Annotated in this window: 16 protein-coding genes; 9 read left to right on the forward strand and 7 right to left on the reverse strand. The window is 62.6% G+C overall.

Features of this window, described 5'->3' with window-relative positions; genetic code table 11:
- Positions 1–3: 3 nt before the first annotated feature.
- The 5 genes from RB548_RS02720 to lpxK all read left to right on the forward strand — a co-directional run bounded on the left by RB548_RS02720 (position 4) and on the right by lpxK (position 4,597).
- A complete protein-coding gene (locus tag RB548_RS02720) occupies positions 4–822 on the forward strand; it encodes a 3'(2'),5'-bisphosphate nucleotidase CysQ (RefSeq protein WP_331373521.1) in 819 nt (272 codons plus the stop codon).
- Between the two features lie 54 nt (positions 823–876).
- Positions 877–1,113 carry a DUF4170 domain-containing protein gene (locus RB548_RS02725; protein ID WP_331373522.1) on the forward strand — a complete coding sequence of 79 codons (237 nt, stop codon included), beginning with the start codon at positions 877–879 and terminating at the stop codon, positions 1,111–1,113.
- A gap of 88 nt (positions 1,114–1,201) precedes the next feature.
- On the forward strand, positions 1,202–2,515 hold the full coding sequence (waaA, locus tag RB548_RS02730) for a lipid IV(A) 3-deoxy-D-manno-octulosonic acid transferase (RefSeq protein WP_331373523.1): 1,314 nt from the start codon (positions 1,202–1,204) through the stop codon (positions 2,513–2,515).
- A 22-nt stretch (positions 2,516–2,537) separates the two neighbouring features.
- Positions 2,538–3,242, forward strand: coding sequence for an HAD family hydrolase (locus tag RB548_RS02735; protein ID WP_331373524.1), 705 nt, complete (start codon positions 2,538–2,540; stop codon positions 3,240–3,242).
- A gap of 308 nt (positions 3,243–3,550) precedes the next feature.
- Positions 3,551–4,597, forward strand: coding sequence for a tetraacyldisaccharide 4'-kinase (gene lpxK / locus RB548_RS02740; RefSeq protein ID WP_331373525.1), 1,047 nt, complete (start codon positions 3,551–3,553; stop codon positions 4,595–4,597).
- A gap of 54 nt (positions 4,598–4,651) precedes the next feature.
- Here the strand turns inward: lpxK and RB548_RS02745 are convergent, their stop codons facing one another.
- Both RB548_RS02745 and mutL read right to left on the reverse strand, forming a co-directional pair.
- Positions 4,652–4,885: a DUF2093 domain-containing protein gene (locus RB548_RS02745; RefSeq protein WP_331373526.1), complete on the reverse strand. Its 234-nt coding sequence runs from the start codon at positions 4,883–4,885 to the stop codon at positions 4,652–4,654.
- Between the two features lie 107 nt (positions 4,886–4,992).
- Complete coding sequence (gene mutL, locus RB548_RS02750) at positions 4,993–6,792, reverse strand: DNA mismatch repair endonuclease MutL (protein ID WP_331373527.1); 1,800 nt, start codon at positions 6,790–6,792, stop codon at positions 4,993–4,995.
- Between the two features lie 358 nt (positions 6,793–7,150).
- Between mutL and RB548_RS02755 the strand changes: the two genes are divergently transcribed.
- Together RB548_RS02755 and RB548_RS02760 are read left to right on the forward strand one after the other, a co-directional pair.
- A complete protein-coding gene (locus tag RB548_RS02755; protein ID WP_331373528.1) occupies positions 7,151–8,875 on the forward strand; it encodes a response regulator in 1,725 nt (574 codons plus the stop codon).
- A gap of 266 nt (positions 8,876–9,141) precedes the next feature.
- Positions 9,142–10,485 (forward strand): putative bifunctional diguanylate cyclase/phosphodiesterase, encoded by a 1,344-nt coding sequence (locus RB548_RS02760; protein ID WP_331375054.1) that lies wholly within the window; start codon positions 9,142–9,144, stop codon positions 10,483–10,485.
- Here RB548_RS02760 and RB548_RS02765 read toward each other — a convergent pair.
- Positions 10,458–11,426: a LysR substrate-binding domain-containing protein gene (locus RB548_RS02765; RefSeq protein ID WP_331373529.1), complete on the reverse strand. Its 969-nt coding sequence runs from the start codon at positions 11,424–11,426 to the stop codon at positions 10,458–10,460. The two genes, RB548_RS02760 and RB548_RS02765, sit on opposite strands and share 28 nt — an antisense overlap.
- An 89-nt stretch (positions 11,427–11,515) precedes the next feature.
- On the opposite strand from RB548_RS02765, the gene RB548_RS02770 reads away from it, so the two are divergent.
- A complete protein-coding gene (locus RB548_RS02770; RefSeq protein WP_331373530.1) occupies positions 11,516–13,063 on the forward strand; it encodes a trimethylamine methyltransferase family protein in 1,548 nt (515 codons plus the stop codon).
- A gap of 28 nt (positions 13,064–13,091) precedes the next feature.
- Entirely contained in the window at positions 13,092–15,140 is a 2,049-nt protein-coding gene (locus RB548_RS02775) for an NADH:flavin oxidoreductase (RefSeq protein ID WP_331373531.1), read from the forward strand.
- A gap of 72 nt (positions 15,141–15,212) precedes the next feature.
- Here the strand turns inward: RB548_RS02775 and RB548_RS02780 are convergent, their stop codons facing one another.
- From RB548_RS02780 to RB548_RS02795, 4 genes are all read right to left on the reverse strand, one after another.
- Complete coding sequence (locus tag RB548_RS02780; protein WP_331373532.1) at positions 15,213–15,848, reverse strand: PRC-barrel domain-containing protein; 636 nt, start codon at positions 15,846–15,848, stop codon at positions 15,213–15,215.
- A 497-nt stretch (positions 15,849–16,345) separates the two neighbouring features.
- Positions 16,346–18,070, reverse strand: a complete 1,725-nt coding sequence (locus tag RB548_RS02785; protein WP_331373533.1) for an IlvD/Edd family dehydratase — start codon at positions 18,068–18,070, stop codon at positions 16,346–16,348.
- A gap of 85 nt (positions 18,071–18,155) precedes the next feature.
- Positions 18,156–19,040 carry an SMP-30/gluconolactonase/LRE family protein gene (locus RB548_RS02790; protein ID WP_331373534.1) on the reverse strand — a complete coding sequence of 295 codons (885 nt, stop codon included), beginning with the start codon at positions 19,038–19,040 and terminating at the stop codon, positions 18,156–18,158.
- The gene (locus RB548_RS02795) at positions 19,040–19,675 is read right to left on the reverse strand and encodes a 2-dehydro-3-deoxy-6-phosphogalactonate aldolase (protein ID WP_331373535.1); all 636 of its coding nucleotides are present in this window, start codon (positions 19,673–19,675) and stop codon (positions 19,040–19,042) included. Before RB548_RS02795 ends, RB548_RS02790 begins: the two co-directional genes overlap by 1 nt.
- Between the last annotated feature and the right edge of the window lie 11 nt (positions 19,676–19,686).

A 19,686-nucleotide genomic window follows, 5' to 3' on the forward strand; every position in this document is an offset into this window, starting at 1 on the left:
TGAATGTCAGAAACAGCCCGACCGCTCGCGCCCGCCTGGAGCGAGGACCTTGAGCTGATCCTCGCTGCGGCGATCGCCGCAGGCGACACGGCGCTCGGATATTTTCGCAAGACCTTTGACGTGCACTGGAAGAACGAGGGCCGTTCTCCGGTGAGCGAGGCGGACCTCGCCGCCAACGACATCCTCAAGGGAAGGTTGCTTGGTGCGCGCCCCGACTATGGCTGGCTCTCCGAGGAGACCGATGACGACGAAAGCCGCCTCTCCCGGGAGAGCGTCTTCGTGGTCGATCCCATCGATGGGACACGCGCCTTCATCGCCGGCCGCGACCTTTGGTGTGTGAGCGTCGCCGTCGTCCAGCGCGGCCAGCCTGTCGCGGCCGTGCTCTATGCGCCGGCGCTCGACGAGGTATTTCAGGCGACCCGCGATGGCGAGGCGCGAAAGAATGGCGCCGTGATCGCTGTGCGCGTGCCCGAGCGTCAGCAGACTCTGAAGGTCGCGATGGCCGAGGACCTTGTCGGCAAGTTGGCTTCGCCCTATCGCGAAGAAATCGCGCGGATCCCGCATGTGCCGTCGCTTGCATACCGGCTGGCGATGATCGCGGATGGACGGATCGACGGAACGATCGTCAAAAAGAACTCGCACGACTGGGACCTCGCCGCTGCCGATCTCATCCTTGCCCGGGCGGGCGGTGCGCTCTGCGGGCTCGACGGCCTGCCTTTGTCCTATAATCGCCCCATTGTTACGCACGGCATTCTTAGCGCTGCCTCGAAGCCGGCACTGCCGGCCTTGCTGGCCGCCTCCCGCCCGTTGGAGCCCCATTGACCTTTGGAGGCGAATGCCGCAAATCAACACGCTTCAAGACAAAATGGAATTACGATGGCTCAAGACTCCGCGAAAAAGCAACGTTTGCACCTCGTCTTCGGCGGCGAGCTGACAACGCTTACCAACGTCCAGTTCCGCGATCTGGAAAAGCTCGATATCGTCGGCATATTTCCCGACTACGACAGCGCCCATGCCGCCTGGAAGGCCAAGGCGCAGATGACGGTCGACAACGCCCATATGCGCTATTTCATCGTCCATATGCATCGCCTGCTCGATCCGGAAAACGATTGATGTCGGTGTCGTTGGGACGCACGCGGCGTGCCTGCGCCCAGGCTGTGCATGATGTCGGTATGAGCTGGCACGTGGGCGGGGCGGTTTCATGAGCAGCCTTCGTGCACGGTTTGCGCTTTCCAGCTATCGCTGGATCGGGACGGCGATCTATCCCTTGGTCTGGTCCTATCTCGCCATACGCGCAGCGAAAGGCAAGGAGGACCCGACGCGCCGCCGCGAGCGCTACGGCTATGCGAGTGCACCGCGCCCGCAAGGACCGCTTGTCTGGTTTCATGCCGCCAGCGTCGGAGAGACGACGGCCGTCACACCGCTGATCAAGGAAATCCGCCGCCGCGGCATCGCCGTGGTGCTGACCACCGGTACGACGACGTCGGCCCGGGTAGCCGTTGAGCGACTGGGTTCTGCCGTCGTTCACCAATATGTGCCACTCGACTTCAAGCCTGCAGTGAGCCGTTTTCTCGACTATTGGGAGCCGGATCTGGCGATCATCGCGGAATCGGAAATCTGGCCGATGACCATCGTCGAGCTCGGCAGCCGGCACATTCCGCAGGTCCTGGTGAACGGTCGCCTTTCGGACCGGACCTTCGCGCGCTGGAAAAAACGGCCCTCGCTCGCCGAGGCGCTCTTCGAGAACCTCGCGCTCGTCATCGCGCAATCCGACGTGGACGCGGAGCGCTTTCGCACGCTCGGCGCGCTCCCGGTCATGGTTTCCGGCAATCTCAAGGTCGATACCGATGCCCCGCCGCATGACCCGAAGGCGCTCAAGGAGTATCGCCAGCAGATCGGCGCGCGCAAGACCTGGGCGGCGATCTCCACCTTCGAGGGCGAGGAGAATGCCGCGGCGACCGTTCACCGCGCATTGAAAGACCGGACCGGTCTCTTGACGATCGTCGTCCCGCGCCACCCCGAGCGATGCGACGCGATCGAGGCAGCGCTGGTCGCCAAGGGCCTGAAGGTCGCGCGCCGGACGCGCAATGATCCGCTGACGCCGGACGTCGATATTTTCCTCGGCGACACGATCGGTGAAATGGGTCTCTATCTACGCCTGACCGAGGTTGCCTTTGTCGGTCGCTCGCTCTTTGCTGAAGGCGGGCAGAATCCGCTGGAGCCGGCCATGCTCGGCTGCGCCGTACTTTCCGGTGGCAATGTCCAGAATTTCCGCGAAACCTATCAGATGCTTGCCAAGAACGGCAGCGCCAAGATCGTGCGCGATGTCGAGATGCTGGCCAAGGGCGTCAACTACCTGCTCGGCAACGACGACATGCGTCGCTCGATGATCGACGCCGGTCTCGAAAGCGTGCAACAGATGCGCGGCGCGCTGACGGCGACGATCAAGGGGCTCGAGCCCTATATCAACCCGCTGGTGGTGAAGGCGCGGCTGGAGCCGCGTGTCGAAGGCTGAAACGTCAATTGCGGATCGGACCATGGTTGCATCGAAGACCATCATCGGCATCTTGTTCGACAAGGACGGGACGCTTCTCGACTACGTGAAGAGCTGGGTGCCGGTGAACTACGAATTGGCGCGCATCGCAGCGAAGGGCGACGAGGAACTCGCGAGAGTGCTGCTTCAGGTGGGTGGAATGGACCCGGACAGCGGGCATGTTGCGCCCGACAGCCTGCTTGCCGCCGGCAATACGGTGGAAATCGCCACAGGTATGGTTGGCGCTGGCGCGCCCTTCACGGTCGAGGAATTGACGACGCTCTTCGACGGCCTTTTTGCGCGGTCCGCCGACCATGCCGTTCCGGTGACGGATCTCGGCGCCTTCTTTGCCGGCCTTCACGCGAAAGGCTATCGCCTCGGTGTCGCCTCGAGCGACAACGAACGGTCGATCCGGGAAACCGCCAGGCGCTTCGGCTTCGATGGTTACCTGCACTACGTTGCCGGCTACGATAGCGGCCATGGCGTCAAGCCGGAGCCAGGCATGGTGTTGGGTTTCTGCGCGGCGACGGGGCTTCAGCCGCATCAGGTGGCGGTCGTCGGCGACAACAATCACGACATGCATATGGGGCGTAGCGCCGGCGTCGGCCTGACGGTCGCCGTGCTGACCGGCACAGGCTCGCGCCAGTCTCTCGCCGCTGCCTCGGACCATTGCCTGGCCGACATCACGGAACTGGAGGCAGTGCTGTAGGTCTACGGCGCCGCGTCTTTTCAGACGCGCAAAGGTCGCCGTAGCACTTTGAATTGCTGCATGTTCTTATCCTTTAATCGTCTACGATTTAAGGACACATGCAGTAGCCACCGACCGGCTTGCCTTTTTTCCCGTTCTGACGTTCTTTGTTCATCGCATCGTTCAGTCCAGCGCGGCTGCGTGGGGCTAATGCAGCAATTCAAAGTGCTACAGCGACCTTTGCGCGTCTTTTGGACGCGCGGCGCTGTAGGGGTCGCGTTCCTGGCCGGTTTGGGGGCAGGGCAGGTCGTGGAGGCAGATTAGGCAGCATGGTTTCTGAAGCGCCACCGTTCTGGTGGACCAAGGCCGATTGGCGCGCCTATGCGCTTTGGCCGGTTTCCTGGGTTTATGGCCGCATCACCGGAATGCGCATGGACCGAGCCCGCCGCGCCTCGGCGCCGGTGCCACTCATCTGTGTCGGCAATTTTACAGTCGGAGGAGCCGGCAAGACGCCGACCGCCATCGCGCTTGCACGCGCCGCCAAGGCGAAGGGGTTGAAGCCGGGCTTCTTGAGTCGCGGTTATGGCGGCTCGCTGGACGTCACAACTGTCGTCGATCCGCATCACCACCGTGCCCGCGACGTCGGCGATGAGCCGCTGTTGCTCGCCCGCGAAGCCTTGACCGTCGTCTGCCGCCGTCGTGTCGAGGGCGCGCGCAAGCTCGCTGCCGAAGGCGCGGACATCATCATCATGGACGACGGCTTCCAGAGCGCGCGACTTGCATTCGACTTCGCCCTGCTTGTGGTCGATTCCGGGCGAGGCATCGGCAATGGACACCTGGTCCCCTCGGGGCCGGTTCGCGCGCCAATCGGCGACCAGCTTCGCCACGCAACCGCGCTCCTCAAGATCGGCAGCGGATCCGCGGCCGACCCTCTGGTCCGCCGGGCCGCACGGGCGGGCAAGCCTGTCTACGCGGCGGAAACGATCCGGATCGACGGCGGTCAGCTCGCAGGCGTCAAGGTTCTTGCCTGGGCCGGTATCGCCGATCCGGAGAAGTTTTTCCGGACCGTTCGCGAGACGGGCGCGTTGATCGAGGAGACGCGGAGCTTTCCTGATCATCACCACTTCTCCGATGATGAAATTGCCGACCTGCTCGAGCGCGCCGCGAGCCAGGGCTATACGCTGGTCACCACGTCGAAGGACATGGTCCGTCTCGAACCTGGCCATGGCCGGGCAGGAGAACTGGCGGCCAGGAGCAAGGTGATCGAAATCGACGTGCGCTTCGACGACCCGTCGGTGCCTGGCAAAGTCATCGATCGCACGCTTGCCGCGGCGCGAGCGCGCAAGCTGCGGGAGGCCAAGGCAATCACTTCGTGACGGGGTATGTTTTTGTCCTTAAATCGATCCCGATTTAAGGGAACATGCAATAAATCAGCGTCGCTGATTGGGAAGCGTACCGGCGCGTTTTTCCGCGTCGAGGGAGGCAGCGGCATCGACATAGGGCTCCTGCCGAACAACGCTCCAATAGCGCAATTCGTCCACGGGGATCGCTTTGCCCGTCATGGCACAGACGACGTGTGATCCGGCAAGCACGATCTGGAAGTCGCCGTCGAGATAACGGATTTTCGCCTCGCGCGAGGGACTTCCTTCAAATCGATTCATCATTGCCTGTGTCTGCCTTCTCACTTCGATCGCTTCTTGATCTATCGCAGTGCCCAGTAAAACTCCAGTGCCGGCAAGACGCCAGAGTAATTCGGCGGAACGACCGCTCGTCAGCTGCGGCCGAAGAGACGTTCGATGTCCGAAAGCTTCAGCTCGATGTAGGTTGGCCGGCCATGATTGCATTGGCCGGAGCCAGGTGTTGCTTCCATCTGGCGAAGCAGCGCGTTCATCTCCTCCGTCCGCATCCGGCGGCCTGAGCGAACCGAGCCGTGGCAGGCCATTGTCGCAGCGAGATATTCGAGCCGCCCCGCAAGGCCGTTGGCGGTATCCCATTCCGCAAGCTCGTCGGCAAGCTGCCGCACCAGGCCGACCGCATCCATTTCGCCCAGCATCGCCGGCGTCTCGCGTACTGCGATCGCCCCCGGCCCGAAGCGTTCGATCGCGAGACCGAGACGGGCGAATTCCTCCGCATGCGCCATCAGCCGATCGCAGTCGTCCTCGGGAAGGTCGACGATCTCCGGGATGAGCAGGCTCTGCGCGGGCACCGGGCGGGAATGGAGCGCCGTCCGCATCGTCTCGAAGACAAGGCGTTCGTGCGCGGCGTGCTGATCGACGATAACAAGGCCATCATTCGTCTGCGCGACGATGTAGTTTTCATGAAGCTGCGCACGCGCAGCGCCAAGCGGAAAGGATGGCGGGGTTACGTCAGAAACGCTTGTTTCTTCGGCCAGAGCGGTGGAGCGCGCCGACGGCTGCGAGAATTCCGCAAAGGCTCGCTGTGGAGCCTCCGCGAAGCCGTTCGCAGTCTGGCTGAAATGCATCGGCCGGTAGGGCGAAGCTGCAGGCGTCCACGGTTGCGCTGGCCTCTGCATCTCCGGCCGGAAGGCACGCATCATCCCATTTGCGCCGGTCGTCGCAGCGCGGTCTCCACCGCGCGCGAGCGCCTCGCGGATCGCGCCGATAAGCAGCCCTCGGATCAGGCCCGGATCGCGAAACCGGACGTCCGACTTCGCCGGATGGACATTGACATCGACAAGCGCCGGATCGAGTTCGATCGACAGGACGGCAACCGGGTAGCGTCCTTGGGGGATGGTTTCGGCATAGGCGGCACGAATCGCAGACAGGATGAGCTTGTCCTGCACCGGTCGGCCATTAACAAAGACATATTGCTGAAGCGAGTTGCCGCGATTGAAGGTCGGCACGCCGGCAAAGCCCGTAAGCCGGGCATCCTCCCGTTCGGCGTCGATCTCGATCGCATTGTCGCGGAAATCCTTGCCGAGCACCTGCGCCATCCGCGCCAGCCGGTCCTCGCCGGTGGCGGGGAACTCGAGCGTCGTGCGATCGGAGCCGGAAAGCACGAAGCGCACCTTCGGGAAGGCGATCGCCATGCGGCGGACGACCTCGGAAATCGCGGCAGCCTCGGCCTTTTCCGATTTCATGAATTTGAGCCGCGCGGGGGTCGCGAAGAAAAGATCGCGCACCTCGACGACGGTGCCGACATTGGCCGGTGACGGGCGCACGGCTTCGGTCTTGCCGCCTGCGATTGCAATCGCCGCGCCCTCATTGGCGCCGGCCGTTCGCGTCGTGATCGACAGGCGCGCGACCGATCCGATCGAGGGCAGGGCCTCGCCGCGAAAGCCGAGGGTCCGGATATCCGTGAGGCTATCGCTGACCTTGGAGGTGCAATGGCGCTGAACCGCCAGGGCGAGATCGGCGAGCGACATGCCGCCGCCGTTGTCGGTTACCCTGAGCAGCGTCTTGCCGCCGCCGGCGGTCGCGATCTCGATCCTGGTCGCACCCGCGTCGAGCGCATTCTCGATCAATTCCTTGGCAGCGCTGGCAGGCCGCTCGATGACCTCACCGGCGGCAATCTGGTTGATGAGCGTTTCTGAAAGTTGCTTGATGACCATGACTCATTTTCCCGGATTCGGCGCGCGAGGGAAAGGGGTGTTTGCGATTGGTCCGCCGCGGTAAGGGCGGTCATGGGGCGATAAGCCTCCGGAAAAATGAGACCGTGACTTAATTCCCCTTTAACGTTCTGCTGCGATTTTCCACAACAACCTGAATGAGCACGGGTTTTGTCTTTGGAGCCGGCGGCGTTGCTGGACGCCGCCCCGCATTCCGCCCGAAGAGACGCCTTCGGAGGCCAGCCAGCATGTCCCGGAATGAAACCGCCGCGCCGGTGCCGCGGGTCTTTTCAGACGCGCAAGGGCCGCTGTGAAACTTTAGATTGCTGCATCATGCAGACGGCGAAATGAGGACAGCGCAATGAGCGATGTGGCGTCGGGCGGCGCAGACATCAACAGGATCATTCTCGAGTCGAGCTGCGATGCGCTTGGCCTCGCTTTGCTTGTCTGCGGTCGAGACGATACGATCCTGTTCGCCAGCCCCTCGATCCTGCAATTCTTCCCGGTACCAGCCCGCCTGTTGACGCCCGGCACTCGCCTCCGCGACTTTCTCGGCGCAGTCTACGATACCGGTGTGCGTCCTGGGACGTTGCCTGAGAACAGCCGCAGGCGAGCGAACAGGGAAGACTGGATCGCCGAGCACATGGCGCTTCATTGGCGCGAGCGCTACGAGAGTGTCGAGCGGGCCGGTCGGACGCGCTGGGTCTCATTGCGCAAGCGCCGACTGTCGAGCGGTATCGGCATATTGTCCGTCACCGATGTTTCCGAACAGAAGAAGCGCGACGAACAGCTTCAGACCGACCTCGAACGCGTGGAATTGACGGAAGAAATCCTCGACGCGCAGCCCAATCCAATCTGCGTCAAAGATCGAAACCTCAACTACATCGCCGTCAACAAGGCGTTCTGCACGATCCATGAGCTTTCCCAGGAGGCGATCCTCGGGCGCTCCGCGTGGGACCTCGTCGACGCTGAACTGGCGGAGCGGTTCGAACAGTCGGACCGATCGGTGCTCGAAACCGGCAAGCCACACTCGGAGGCCGAACATATCGTTCGCGCCGACGGCAGCGATCTCTGGGTCGTGACACGCAAATATCGCATCGGCATGCCCGGCCGTCATTTTGTCGTGACCTGCATGAACGACGTTACCGATATCGCGGCCTGGTATCACGGTACGGGCGACAACACGGGTAGCAGCGGCCTTCAGATTCTGGACTACAGCATCTTTGCGCCTGCGCAGAATTTCTACGATCCCTTCCGCGCGTTGAATGTTCAGCAGCTGGTCGAGGCGGGTTCGATGATCGAGACCCTGCCCGCGCGCGGACTGCGCGTGCTGCTTGCGACGGGCGACCGAGGCGCGGAGGAACGGCTCGTGGCGCGTCTGCGCGGTTCCGGTCTCGACGCCTGCGCCGTGCGAAACAGCAACGAGCTCCAGGCTTTCGCGCTGGCCGCCGAGCGTTCCGGGGTAAAGCTCGATATCCTGGTGCTCGACGGCGCGTTCCGGGACGTCGAGCGTGTCCTTGCGGGCTGGCATGCAAGCCCTGTGCTCAAGATCTCCGACGGCATCGACGCAGGCAACCTGCTTGCGGAGATCTTTCGCGTTTGCGCCGAGCGTCCGCAGCCGCGGTCGTCGCTTTCGCAGGCGGACTGGGGGATCTCCTTCGAAGGCGACGTTGCGCCCGGGACGCATGCGCCCGAGATCGAAGTGCTGGTCGCCGAGGACAACCAGATCAATCAGTTCGTCTTCGCCCAGATACTGGAGGGGCTCGGGGTCTCCCACCGGATCGCCGCGAATGGCAGGGAGGCAGTGGAACTCTGGCACGAACTTCAGCCGGCATTGGTTCTCATGGACATATCGATGCCGGTGATGAACGGCTTTGACGCCGCAGTCGCCATTCGCGACGCCGAAAAGGGGACAGGGCGGCGGACGCCGATCATCGCGGTGACCGCGCAGGCGCTGGACATCGACCTCAGGCAATGCGAAGCGTCGGGGATGGATGACCACATCATGAAACCGGTCAGCCCGGACATGATCGAGGCGGTGCTCAGAAAATACATGCCCGCCGGGAACATGCGCGCCGCCGGCTAAAGCTTCAATCCTGTCAATTCGCCAGAATTGGGGAGGCTGGCGAAAGATTTGATAGTGCGCCGATATGGGATTGTTAACCCCCGATTGTCATCGTCTGCGTCGAACTGCCAGAAAGTGTAGAGTCTCGCAGCAATGAATGCGCTTCGCCCAGCCGCCCAGCCCCTACCTCCCCCGATGCGAGAGATCCGTCTCCACCGGCGAGAGCCGCGGCGCCACGGCTGTTTCGCAACGCTTGCGCCAGTCTGCAGCGGGAGCTTGCGGCCATGATGTGGAGGCAGGTCGCCAGTCATGAGATCATTGACGCGCCGCACCCGGTGCCCCTCCTGGATCAATTGACAGGGCTGGGTAACGGCCGGCATCTGCGCCAGAAGGTCTGCGAACTTGCCGCGGAACGTGCGAGCGACCCGGCGCCGTTTACCATCGGCCTTGCCAATCTCGATGGCTTCAAGCCGATCAACGACCTGTTCGGGCCGGAAGCCGGCGATCAGATCCTCCGCCAGGTCGCGCACCGTCTGAAAGCCTGCGTTCCGGAAGGTGCGACCGTGACGCGCACCGCCGACGACGAGTTCGCCTTCGTGCTGCCGCTGATCTTCGAGCGCAAGGGCGCGGAAAAACTGGGCCGGGTCCTGAAAGAGGTGCTGTCGGCTCCCTTCGATCTTGGCGACCGCAACGTCCGGCTCTCTGCGTCCTTCGGTTTTGCGGTCTACCCTTTCGCAGGCAGCAGCTTTGAAGACCTGCTGAAGAGCGCCGACACCGCGCTTTATCGGTCGAAGCGGCGCGGGCGGGGCCAGATCACCGTCTATTCGCAGGAGATCGCCCAGGAAATGAAACGCGCGACGCAGATTGAACAGGCGTTGCGCAACGCGATCATCGCCGACCAGGTCGACGTACATTTCCAGCCCATCGTCGACCTTCGCAGCGATACGGTGGTCGGCTTCGAAGCACTGGCGAGATGGTGCGACGCGGACCTCGGCTACGTCTCGCCCTCGGTCTTCGTGCCGCTTGCCGAAGAGCGCGGCTTCATCGAGTCGCTGGCGGAAACGTTGCTGCGCAAGGCGGCGCAGGCCGCCCTTTCCTGGCCGAAGGAACTCTTCCTTTCCTTCAACCTGTCTTCGGCGCAGCTGATGGATCCGGCGACCAGCTCGCGCCTGCTGTCGATCATCCACCAGGTCGGGCTCGACCCTCGTCGCCTGGAACTCGAGATTACCGAGACGGCAGTAATGGCGGACGCCGATGTGGCGCAGAGGATCGTTTCCGACTTGCGGGCGGCCGGCGTGCGCGTGTCGCTCGACGATTTCGGCACAGGGCAATCGAGCCTCGGCCGCTTGCGCGATTTTTCCTTCGACAAGGTGAAGATCGACCGCGCCTTCGTTTCCCGCATCTCAGCCGATCGCGCATCGGAGCATATCATCAAGGCCATCGTTTCGATGTGCGAGGGACTGGAGCTCGAGGTCGTCGCCGAAGGCATCGAGGATTTCGCTGAAGCGCTGAAGTTGAAAGCGCTTGGCTGCGGCATGGGGCAGGGCTATTTCTACGGAAAGCCGGCGGACGCCGTTGCGACGATGCGTTATCTTTCGGATCGCTATCGCGAGGTCGCGGCCTCCCGCTGACGATCGGCTTCGGCCACTTCCGCCTCGGACCGATCACGCAACCCCTCGTCCAATAGCCAATCCCTGATGCGACGCGCCTGGCTGTTGAGTTCGCGCGATCGCGGCCAGACGACGTAGAATGCGTGCCCGGTCTTCAAGACGTGCCCGCCGACCGGCACAAGCGTAGCGGAGCGGACCTGCCGCTCGATCAAGTGTTCCCAGCCGAGTGCGATTCCTTCTCCGGCAAGCACCGCCTGGATCACGAGCACGTAGTCGTTGATCGCCAGCCGTCGTCCCTGGGCTGGGTAGGAAAGGCCCGCACTCGCGAACCACTCTGTCCAGTCGCAGGCGCGCCGGACGGGTTCCTCGAGATGAATGAGATTGTGTCGCAACAGGTGGGCCGGCGTCTCCGGCAGGCCGTGCGCCTCGATATAGGCGGGCGTCGCGACGGCATTGACCACTTCCTCGGCCAGTAGTGCGGCATGATAGCGTGGCCAGTGACTGGGATCACCGCCGCGGATGCCCAGGGGGATCGGCTCTTCGTCGAGGTCGAGATCGCGCACGCTGGTCTGGATGCGAAGATCGATTTCCGGCAAGTCTTCGCGCAGCCGGTTCAGCCGTGGAAGCATCCACATCGAGGCGAAAGCGGTGGAAGCCGCAAGGGTAACATTCGTCTCGCGGCCCTTCGAGCGAATATCTTCGGCTGATTTCTGGATCCGCGACAGGCCGACCGAGACGTCCGCATGGAATTTCTCGCCGGCCTCCGTCAGTTCGACCGCCCGGTGCACACGGTGAAACAGCGGCACGCCAAGTTGGTCCTCTAGACCCCGGATGGCGTAGGATACCGCAGCTTGCGTCATCCCGAGCTCGTTGGCGGCGCGGGTAAAATTCTGATGGCGGCCGGCCGCCTCGAAAACGATGAGGCTGGCGGCGGAGGGAAGGAGGCGGCGCAGGTTTTCCATAAACGCAGCTTATAGCATGCGTCGAATTTTTCCACCGTTACAACGATCTTGATCGTCACTAGCATCACTGCAAATGATGGGAGGATGCAATGGAATCGACGTCGGGAGCAGCGGTTGAGGCGCCTCGCAGAACACGAGGCACGAGAGCACAGCGACGGGAAGGGGGCAGCAATCTCGGCGTTCCCTACATCGTCCGCAACATACCGAACTACGATATTCTCGGCGAGGAAAGCCTGCAGCGCGTCGAGCAGACCGCGGATCGCATCCTCGCCGAAGTCGGCATCGAGTTTCGCGACGATCCTGCGGTAATCGACCATTGGAAGCGCGCCGGCGCGAAAGTCGATGGCGTCCGCGTGACCTTCGAGCCCGGCATGCTGAAGGAGATCGTCCGTTCCGCACCGTCGCAGTTCACCCAGCATGCGCGCAATCCCGCCCGCAGCGTCGAGATCGGCGGCCGCAACGTCGTCTTTTCGCCGGCCTATGGTTCCCCCTTCGTCATGGACCTGGACAAGGGCCGGCGCTACGGCACGATCGAGGATTTCCGCAATCTGATCAAGCTCGCCCAGTCGAGCCCGTGGCTGCACCATTCCGGCGGAACGATCTGCGAGCCGGTCGACGTGCCGGTCAACAAGCGCCATCTCGATATGGTCTACAGCCACATCAAGTATTCCGACCGTGCCTTCATGGGCTCGATCACGGCCGAGGAGCGCGCCGAGGATTCGATCGATATGGCGCGCATTCTCTTCGGCACCGATTTCGTCGACAAGAATTGCGTCATCCTCGGCAATGTCAACGTCAATTCGCCGCTCGTCTGGGACGGAACGATGACGAAATCGTTGCGCGCCTATGCGCGCGCCAATCAGGCGGCGGTCATCGTGCCCTTCATCCTGGGCGGGGCCATGGGGCCTGTGACCAATGCCGGCGCCATCGCCCAGTCCTATGCCGAAACGCTCGCCGGCTGTGCGCTGACGCAGCTCGAACGAAAAGGGGCGCCGGTGATCTTCGGCAACTTCCTGTCGTCAATGTCGCTTCGCTCCGGCTCGCCCACTTTCGGCACGCCGGAACCGGCGATCGGCAGCATGGTCGTCGGTCAGCTTGCCCGTCGGCTGGGCTTGCCGCTGCGTTGCGCCGGCAACTTCTCGAATTCGAAGCGGCCGGATGCGCAGGCGATGCAGGAGGGCGTCATGTCGATGCTATCGGCGGTGCACTGCGGCGCGAATTTCATCCTGCATTCGGCCGGCTTCGTCGATGGCCTGCTCGCCATGTCATACGAGAAGTTCGTGATGGATACAGATTTCTGCGGCGCGCTCCATTCCTACCTCGCCGGCGTTGTCGTCGATGACAATGCGCTCGCCATGGACGCCTTTCTGGAGGTCGGACCGGGCAGCCATTTTCTCGGCTGCGACCACACGATGCGCAATTATCAGACCGCTTTCTGGGACAGCGCGCTTTCGGACAACGAACCGTTCGAGAAGTGGGTGGAGCAGGGCGAGACGGACATGGCGGAACGGGCCAACCGAAGCTGGAAGAAGACGCTTGCCGAATATGAAGCGCCGCCTCTGGATCTAGCAATCGACGAGGCTCTGGTGGACTATGTCGCCAGACGAAAAAACAGCATGCCCGACGCCTGGTACTGACCGGCGTGGAAGCCTCAAGGACTGTTGAATGACCCTGTCGAAGGACCCGCTGCTCCAGCCATATCGTCTAAGGCATTTGACACTCAAGAACCGGATCATGTCGACGGCCCATGAGCCGGCCTATTCGGAAGACGGTATGCCGAAGGACCGCTATCGGCTCTACCATCTGGAAAAGGCCAAGGGCGGAATAGCGCTGACGATGACGGCCGGCTCGGCGATCGTTTCCGAGGACTCTCCGCCGGCTTTCGGAAATCTCCATGCCTATGCCGATGAAATCGTGCCATGGCTCAAGAAGATCGCCGACGACTGTCACGAGCACGGCACCGCCGTGATGATCCAGTTGACCCATCTCGGCCGCCGCACAAGCTGGAACAAGGGCGACTGGCTGCCGGTGTTGAGCGCTTCTCCCGTCCGTGAACCGGCGCACCGGTCCTTTCCGAAGGAAATCGAGGAGTGGGACATCGAGCGGATCGTGAGCGACTATGCAGCGGCCGCCAGCCGCATGCAGGCCGCCGGTCTCGACGGTATCGAAATCGAGGCCTACGGCCATCTGATCGACAGCTTCTGGTCGCCAGCCACCAATCATCGTGACGACGAATATGGCGGCTCGCTCGACAATCGCCTGCGCTTCATGAATCTGGTGGTTGACGCCGTGCGCCAGGCGGTTGGTCCGGATTTCATCGTCGGCACGCGCATGGTCGCGGACGAAGACTGGGACAAGGGCCTGTCAAAGGAAGAAGGTGTGGAGATCGCGAGGCGACTCGCCGGTTCCGGCAAGATCGACTTCCTGAACATCATTCGCGGCCATCTCGAGCACGACGCCCCGCTCACCAAGGTGATCCCGATCCAGGGCATGGCTGCCTCGCCGCATCTCGATTTTGCCGGAGAGGTTCGGGCAGCGACGAAGTTTCCGGTCTTCCATGCTGCACGCATCGCAGATGTGGCGACGGCGCGGCATGCGATCGCCGAGGGCAAGCTCGATATGGTCGGCATGACGCGCGCCCATATCGCCGATCCCTATATCGTCAGGAAGATCGAAGAGGGGCGCGAGGCCGAGATCCGTCCCTGCGTCGGCGCGACATACTGTCTCGACCGCATCTATGAAGGCGGAGGCGCGCTCTGTATCCACAATGCGGCCACCGGACGCGAGGCGATCGTGCCGCACGTCATCTCGAAAAGCGATGGCCCCCGCCGGCGTGCGGTTGTCGTCGGGGCAGGACCCGCCGGCCTCGAGGCGGCGCGCGTGCTCGCCGAGCGTGGTCACTCGGTCGAGCTTCTGGAGGCAACCAGCGAAGCCGGCGGCCAGATCCTGCTGGCGGCACGCAACCCGCGCCGCAAGGAAATGATCGGCATTGTCGACTGGCGGCTTTCCGAACTCGAACGGCTCGGCGTTCCGATCCATTACAATGTCTTTGCAGGCGTAGAGGACGTGCTGGCCCGGGAACCGGATCTCGTCGTCGTTGCCACCGGCGGCATCGCCCAGAATCCCGCGCTTGAGACAGGCGACGAACTCGTCGTTTCGAGCTGGGACATCATCGCGGGTGCTGTAAAACCCGAGGGACCGGTTCTGCTCTTTGACGACAACGGCGCGCACAGCGGCATGACCGCTGCCGAACTGATAGCCAGAGCGGGCATCGAACTCGAAATCGTTTCGCCAGAGCGCATGTTCGCGCCCGAGATCGGCGGCATGAACCATGTTCCCTATGCGAAGATCTTCGCCGAGAAGAATGTGCGGGTAACGATCAACACGCGGCTGAAATCGGTAAGACGCGACGGCAATTCGCTGGTTGCGACCTTGTGTTCGGATTTTTCGGAGACCGCTTCGATCGAGCGTCGGGTGGCGCAGGTAGTGGTCGAGCATGGCACGGTGCCGATGGCCGAACTCTATCTCGAGCTCAAGCCACTGTCCCGCAACCTTGGCGCAATCGACTACAAGGCTCTCATCCGTCGCGAAAACCCGATTGCCGTGCGCAATCCCGAGGGGACGTTCGACCTGTTTCGGATCGGCGACGCGGTGGCGAGCCGCAATATCCACGCGGGCATCTACGATGCATTGAGATACGGCGTTCTGTTCTGAGGCCAAAAAAAAGCGGCGCATCGCGCCGCTTTTCAGGCTGGGAGCGGGCTGTCCCGCTCTATGTTCAGCTCACTACTGCTGAGGTGCCGGCTGCGTCGGGGTTGCCGGTGCCGTACCGGTCGACGAGGTTGTCGATGTGTCAACCGGCTGCGCGGCCTGACGCTCGGCCATCATCTGCGCCTTCGTCTTGAACTCCGGCGCTGCCTTCAGCGTGTCAGCGGTTTCGGTCGTGGTCAGCTTCAATGCTGACGTGTCGGCTTGCTCAGAAATCTCGATCCGGTCGAATGGGACCGCGACGTTCTTCTCACCGATTCCGAGGAAGCCGCCGACGCCGATCACGGCCGCTTCGACTCCGCCGTCCTTCTTGATGATCAGATCGTTGATGTTGCCGATGCTTTCATCGGCGGCATTGTAAACCGACTGGCCTACATAAGTGCTGGTAGCGATCTGGTCGTCTGCCTGCTCGGTCAGATAGTCCGATTTGGCCATTTTATCCGCAGGTGCTTCGCCAGCGGGAGGAGGAGTCTGGGCCTGGTCAGCCGGAGGCTCCGTGGCAGGCGGTGTCGTGCCGCCCGGCTGCATCTGCGTGGGCGCTGCCGGGTCGGCCGGAGGCGGGGTTGTTGTCTGCTGCGCGAAACTTGTCGGGGCGAAGGTAACGCCCACGAGAAGCGCGCCAGCCGCAACGGAAGATACAAGTTTCTTTGTCATATCAGACTGCCTTTCGTTGACGTTGTCGATCACCCCGCGGCGTTGGCGAGCGGCCTGCCCCCGCCGCGTTGGTGATACTCAAGCAACGTCCGGCAGCGAAATCTGTTCCGTAAAAAATGCAAGCGTCCGCCCTAGGCAATGACGACGATTCTACCTTGGGACGCTTTGTCTTGGCAGGATCAATCGGACGGTCACTGTATTTCGCAAAGTCGGCTAGTAAAGTTGTTGCTTTGTTTAGGTGTGGCTAAATCTAAGCCCGCGGGCAGGTGTTCTCAGGCCACCTTTGGGTAATACTTTGAGAGAGCGACGAAATTCGCATTATAGATCCCGGACGGAGATTGATCCGGGATCTTCGAGTTTTACTGTAAATGGGTCGAAGTGGCGGCGTCCGATAAGAACCTGGATCACGTCGATTTTGGGTCGAATCGATGCCAAAGTCATCAATGTGATCGATCTTACAGGTCAGAGCGGGATGCGCGCGGAAAACCGCACGCGCTCTAATGGCTCTCGCGTTGCACGTCGCTGCCGCTCTTGCCGACGAGGAAGTCGAGGTCGGCGCCCTTATCGGCCTGAAGTACGGTCTCGTGATAGAGCTTGTAGTAGCCGCGTTGCCATTTCCGCTCCGGTGGCCGCCAGGCGGCCATGCGAGCCGCGAACTCCTCCTCGCTGATCAGGAGGTTCAACTCGCCCTTCATGGCATCGAGACGGATTCGGTCGCCGGTCTTGACGATCGCAAGCGGACCGCCGGCATTGGCTTCCGGGCTGACGTGCAGGACGACGGTGCCGAAGGCGGTGCCCGACATGCGCGCATCCGAAACGCGCACCATGTCGCGAACGCCCTTTTCGACGAGCCGGCGTGGGATCGGCATGTTGCCGACTTCCGCCATGCCGGGATAGCCCTTCGGGCCGCAGCCCTTGAGCACGAGGATCGTATCCTCGGTTACCGGCAGGTCCGGATCGTCGATCTTGGCCTTTAGGTCTTCGATTGTCTCGAAGACGTAGGCCGACCCCTCGTGCACGAGCAGGTGCTCGCTCGCAGCCGATGGCTTTATCACCGCGCCGTTCGGGGCGAGATTGCCCTTCAGCACGCGAATGCCGGCGGCGGCACGCAACGGGTTGTCGAGCGGACGGATGACGTCGTCATTGTAGACTTCGGCACCTTCCCAATATTTGCTGATCGGCACGCCAAAGACCGTCGGCGCGTCTGCATGGAGCAGATGCCGGATGCGGTTCATCACTGCCGGCAGGCCGCCCGCATAGGCGAGATCCTCGATGAGATACTTGCCCGACGGCATGCAGTTGACGATGCAGGGGACCTGGCCGCCGACGCGATCGAAGTCTTCAAGACAGAGGTCAACCCCGGCGCGTCCGGCAATCGCTAGCATGTGCACGACAGCATTCGTCGATCCGCCGACGGCGGCGTTTGCGATGATGCCGTTCTCGAAGTTCTTCTTCGTCAGGATTTTCGACAGCCGGAGATCCTCGTGCACCATCTCGACGATCCGCTTGCCGGTCATGTGTGCGAGCGCCATGCGGCGCGCGTCGACGGCAGGAAGGGCCGCGTTGGTGGGAAGCGAAAGGCCCATCGCTTCCACCACCGAGGCCATCGTGGTTGCGGTGCCCATCGTCATGCAGACGCCGGGCGAACGCGACATTCCGCTTTCGGCGGCCATGAATTCCTGCAGGCTCATTTCGCCGGCCCGCACGGCTTCCGAGAATTTCCAGACATCCGTGCCCGAGCCGATGTCCTTGCCCTTCCATTTGCCGTTCAGCATCGGCCCGGAGGAAACCACGATCGTCGGCAGGTCGACGGAGGCGGCGCCCATCAACTGCCCCGGGGTCGTCTTGTCGCAGCCGCCGAGCAGCACCACGCCGTCGATCCCGTGGGCGCGGATTGCCTCTTCGACGTCCATCGCCAGAAGGTTGCGGAAAAGCATGGCGGTCGGGCGCATCTGCGTTTCGCCGAGCGAGGAAACAGGGAACTCGACCGGGAACCCCCCGGCCTCCCACACGCCGCGTTTGACGCCTTCTGCCAATACGCGCAGGTGGCTGTTGCAGGGGGTGAGCTCGGACCAGGTGTTGCAGATGCCGATGATCGGGCGCCCGTCGAAAACGTGATCCGGGAACCCCTGGTTTTTCATCCAGGACCGATGGATGAAGCCGTCCTTGTGAGTTCCGCCATACCAGTGGCGGCTCCTCAGTTCCTTTTTCTTTTCGCTCATCCGAGCCCTCCCTTCCCATGGCGATTCATCGCATGGAGAAATTGTATGACTTTTTGGCGGCCCGATACCAGTATTTGTTATCTTGTCAGAGCAGAAACGCGGGCTCGAAACGGCCCTTGACCTCGATGCCGAGGTCGAAAGTCTTCCCGGCATTGGGATCGGCGGCCCGCGCGGTCTCGTCCATCCCCTGCCAGGCGGAGGTTATCAGCAGCCGGTCAGCCTTCGCCCCGATGAAGGCGGGGCAGCTTGGTTGCGTCGCGGGTACGGCGTAGCGGGCGACCTTTTGGCCGTCCGGCTTGTAGACGTCGACGGAACTCGCGCCCCATCGGGCGTTCCAGATCAGCCCGTCGGCATCGCAGACCGAGCCGTCGAGGCCCCCGGGCAAAGTGCTCTCGTCGGAAAGAACGACGGCGTCGCCGGTCGGAAGGGCAGTGGCGGGATCGATGTCGACGCGCATCAGACGGTTGACGACCGTATCGGCGAAATAGGCCGTGGCTCCATCGGGTGAGAAACAAATTGCGTTTGGAATGCTGATGTTGCTGTAGAGCTTGGTCACGCGGTTGCCGGCGACATGGTAGATCGAACCCGAATGCCTTTCGGCTTTCCGTCCCATCGTGCCGATCCAGAGAGCACCGGACGGATGGACGCGACCGTCGTTGGAGCGGTTGACCGGCTTGTCCTCGAGCGTGGCGAAAAGGGAGAGCTTGCCGCTTCCCGTATCGCGAAGGAAAAGCCCCTGGTCCGACGCGATCAATTGCCGGGCGGGATCGATGACGGCAAGCACGCTGCCAAGAAAGGGCAGGGTGTGAACCGTCTTTCGGCCGCTTTCGACATGCAGCTCATGCAGTTCCCGGCCGGTGATATTGAACCACCAGGCGGTGCCGCTGCCGGGATCGAAGGTCGGACCTTCACCGAGCTCGGAGCCGAGGTCGCAGAGAACGCGGCCGGAGAAGGGAACGGGATCTGTCATCACTGGCCTCCATAAACAGTGTCATAGGCTTCGAGCGTCGCCTTCGCCCGCTGTTCAACCTCCGCGGCACTCATGCCGGGCTTGTAGAGGCTCGAACCGAGGCCGAAGCTGCGAATGCCAATCTTGGCATAGTCGGCGAAGTTGCTCTCCGACACACCGCCGACGGCTGCGATCTCGATATCGGCTGGAAGAACGGTGCGGATCGCCGCAATGCCCGAAGGGCCGAGGACGCACGCAGGAAAGAACTTGAGACCGGTCGCACCCGCGCCCGCTGCGGCCAGCGCCTCGGTCGGCGTGAACACGCCCGGCATCGTTACCATGCCTTTCGCCGCGGCAAGCTTGATCACCGACGGTTCGACGTTGGGGCTCACCATCAGCCGCCCGCCGACGTCGGCGAGTTGCTCCACCTGCGCCGTCGTCAGCACCGTTCCTGCGCCGATCAGGCAGCCGGCCGGCGCCATCTTCACGGCGATTTCGATGGAACGAAACGGGTCCGGCGAGTTCAGCGGGATTTCGATTGCGGTGAAGCCCGTCTCGATCAGCGCGCCGACGACGCCTTCCGTTTCTGCAGGCTTCAACCCACGCAAGATGGCTATCAGCGGATATTTCATCGGTGGCAAGGGAATGCGGTTCATCTTCTTCTTTC

The organism is Sinorhizobium chiapasense (assembly GCF_036488675.1).
Lineage (GTDB): Bacteria > Pseudomonadota > Alphaproteobacteria > Rhizobiales > Rhizobiaceae > Sinorhizobium > Sinorhizobium chiapasense.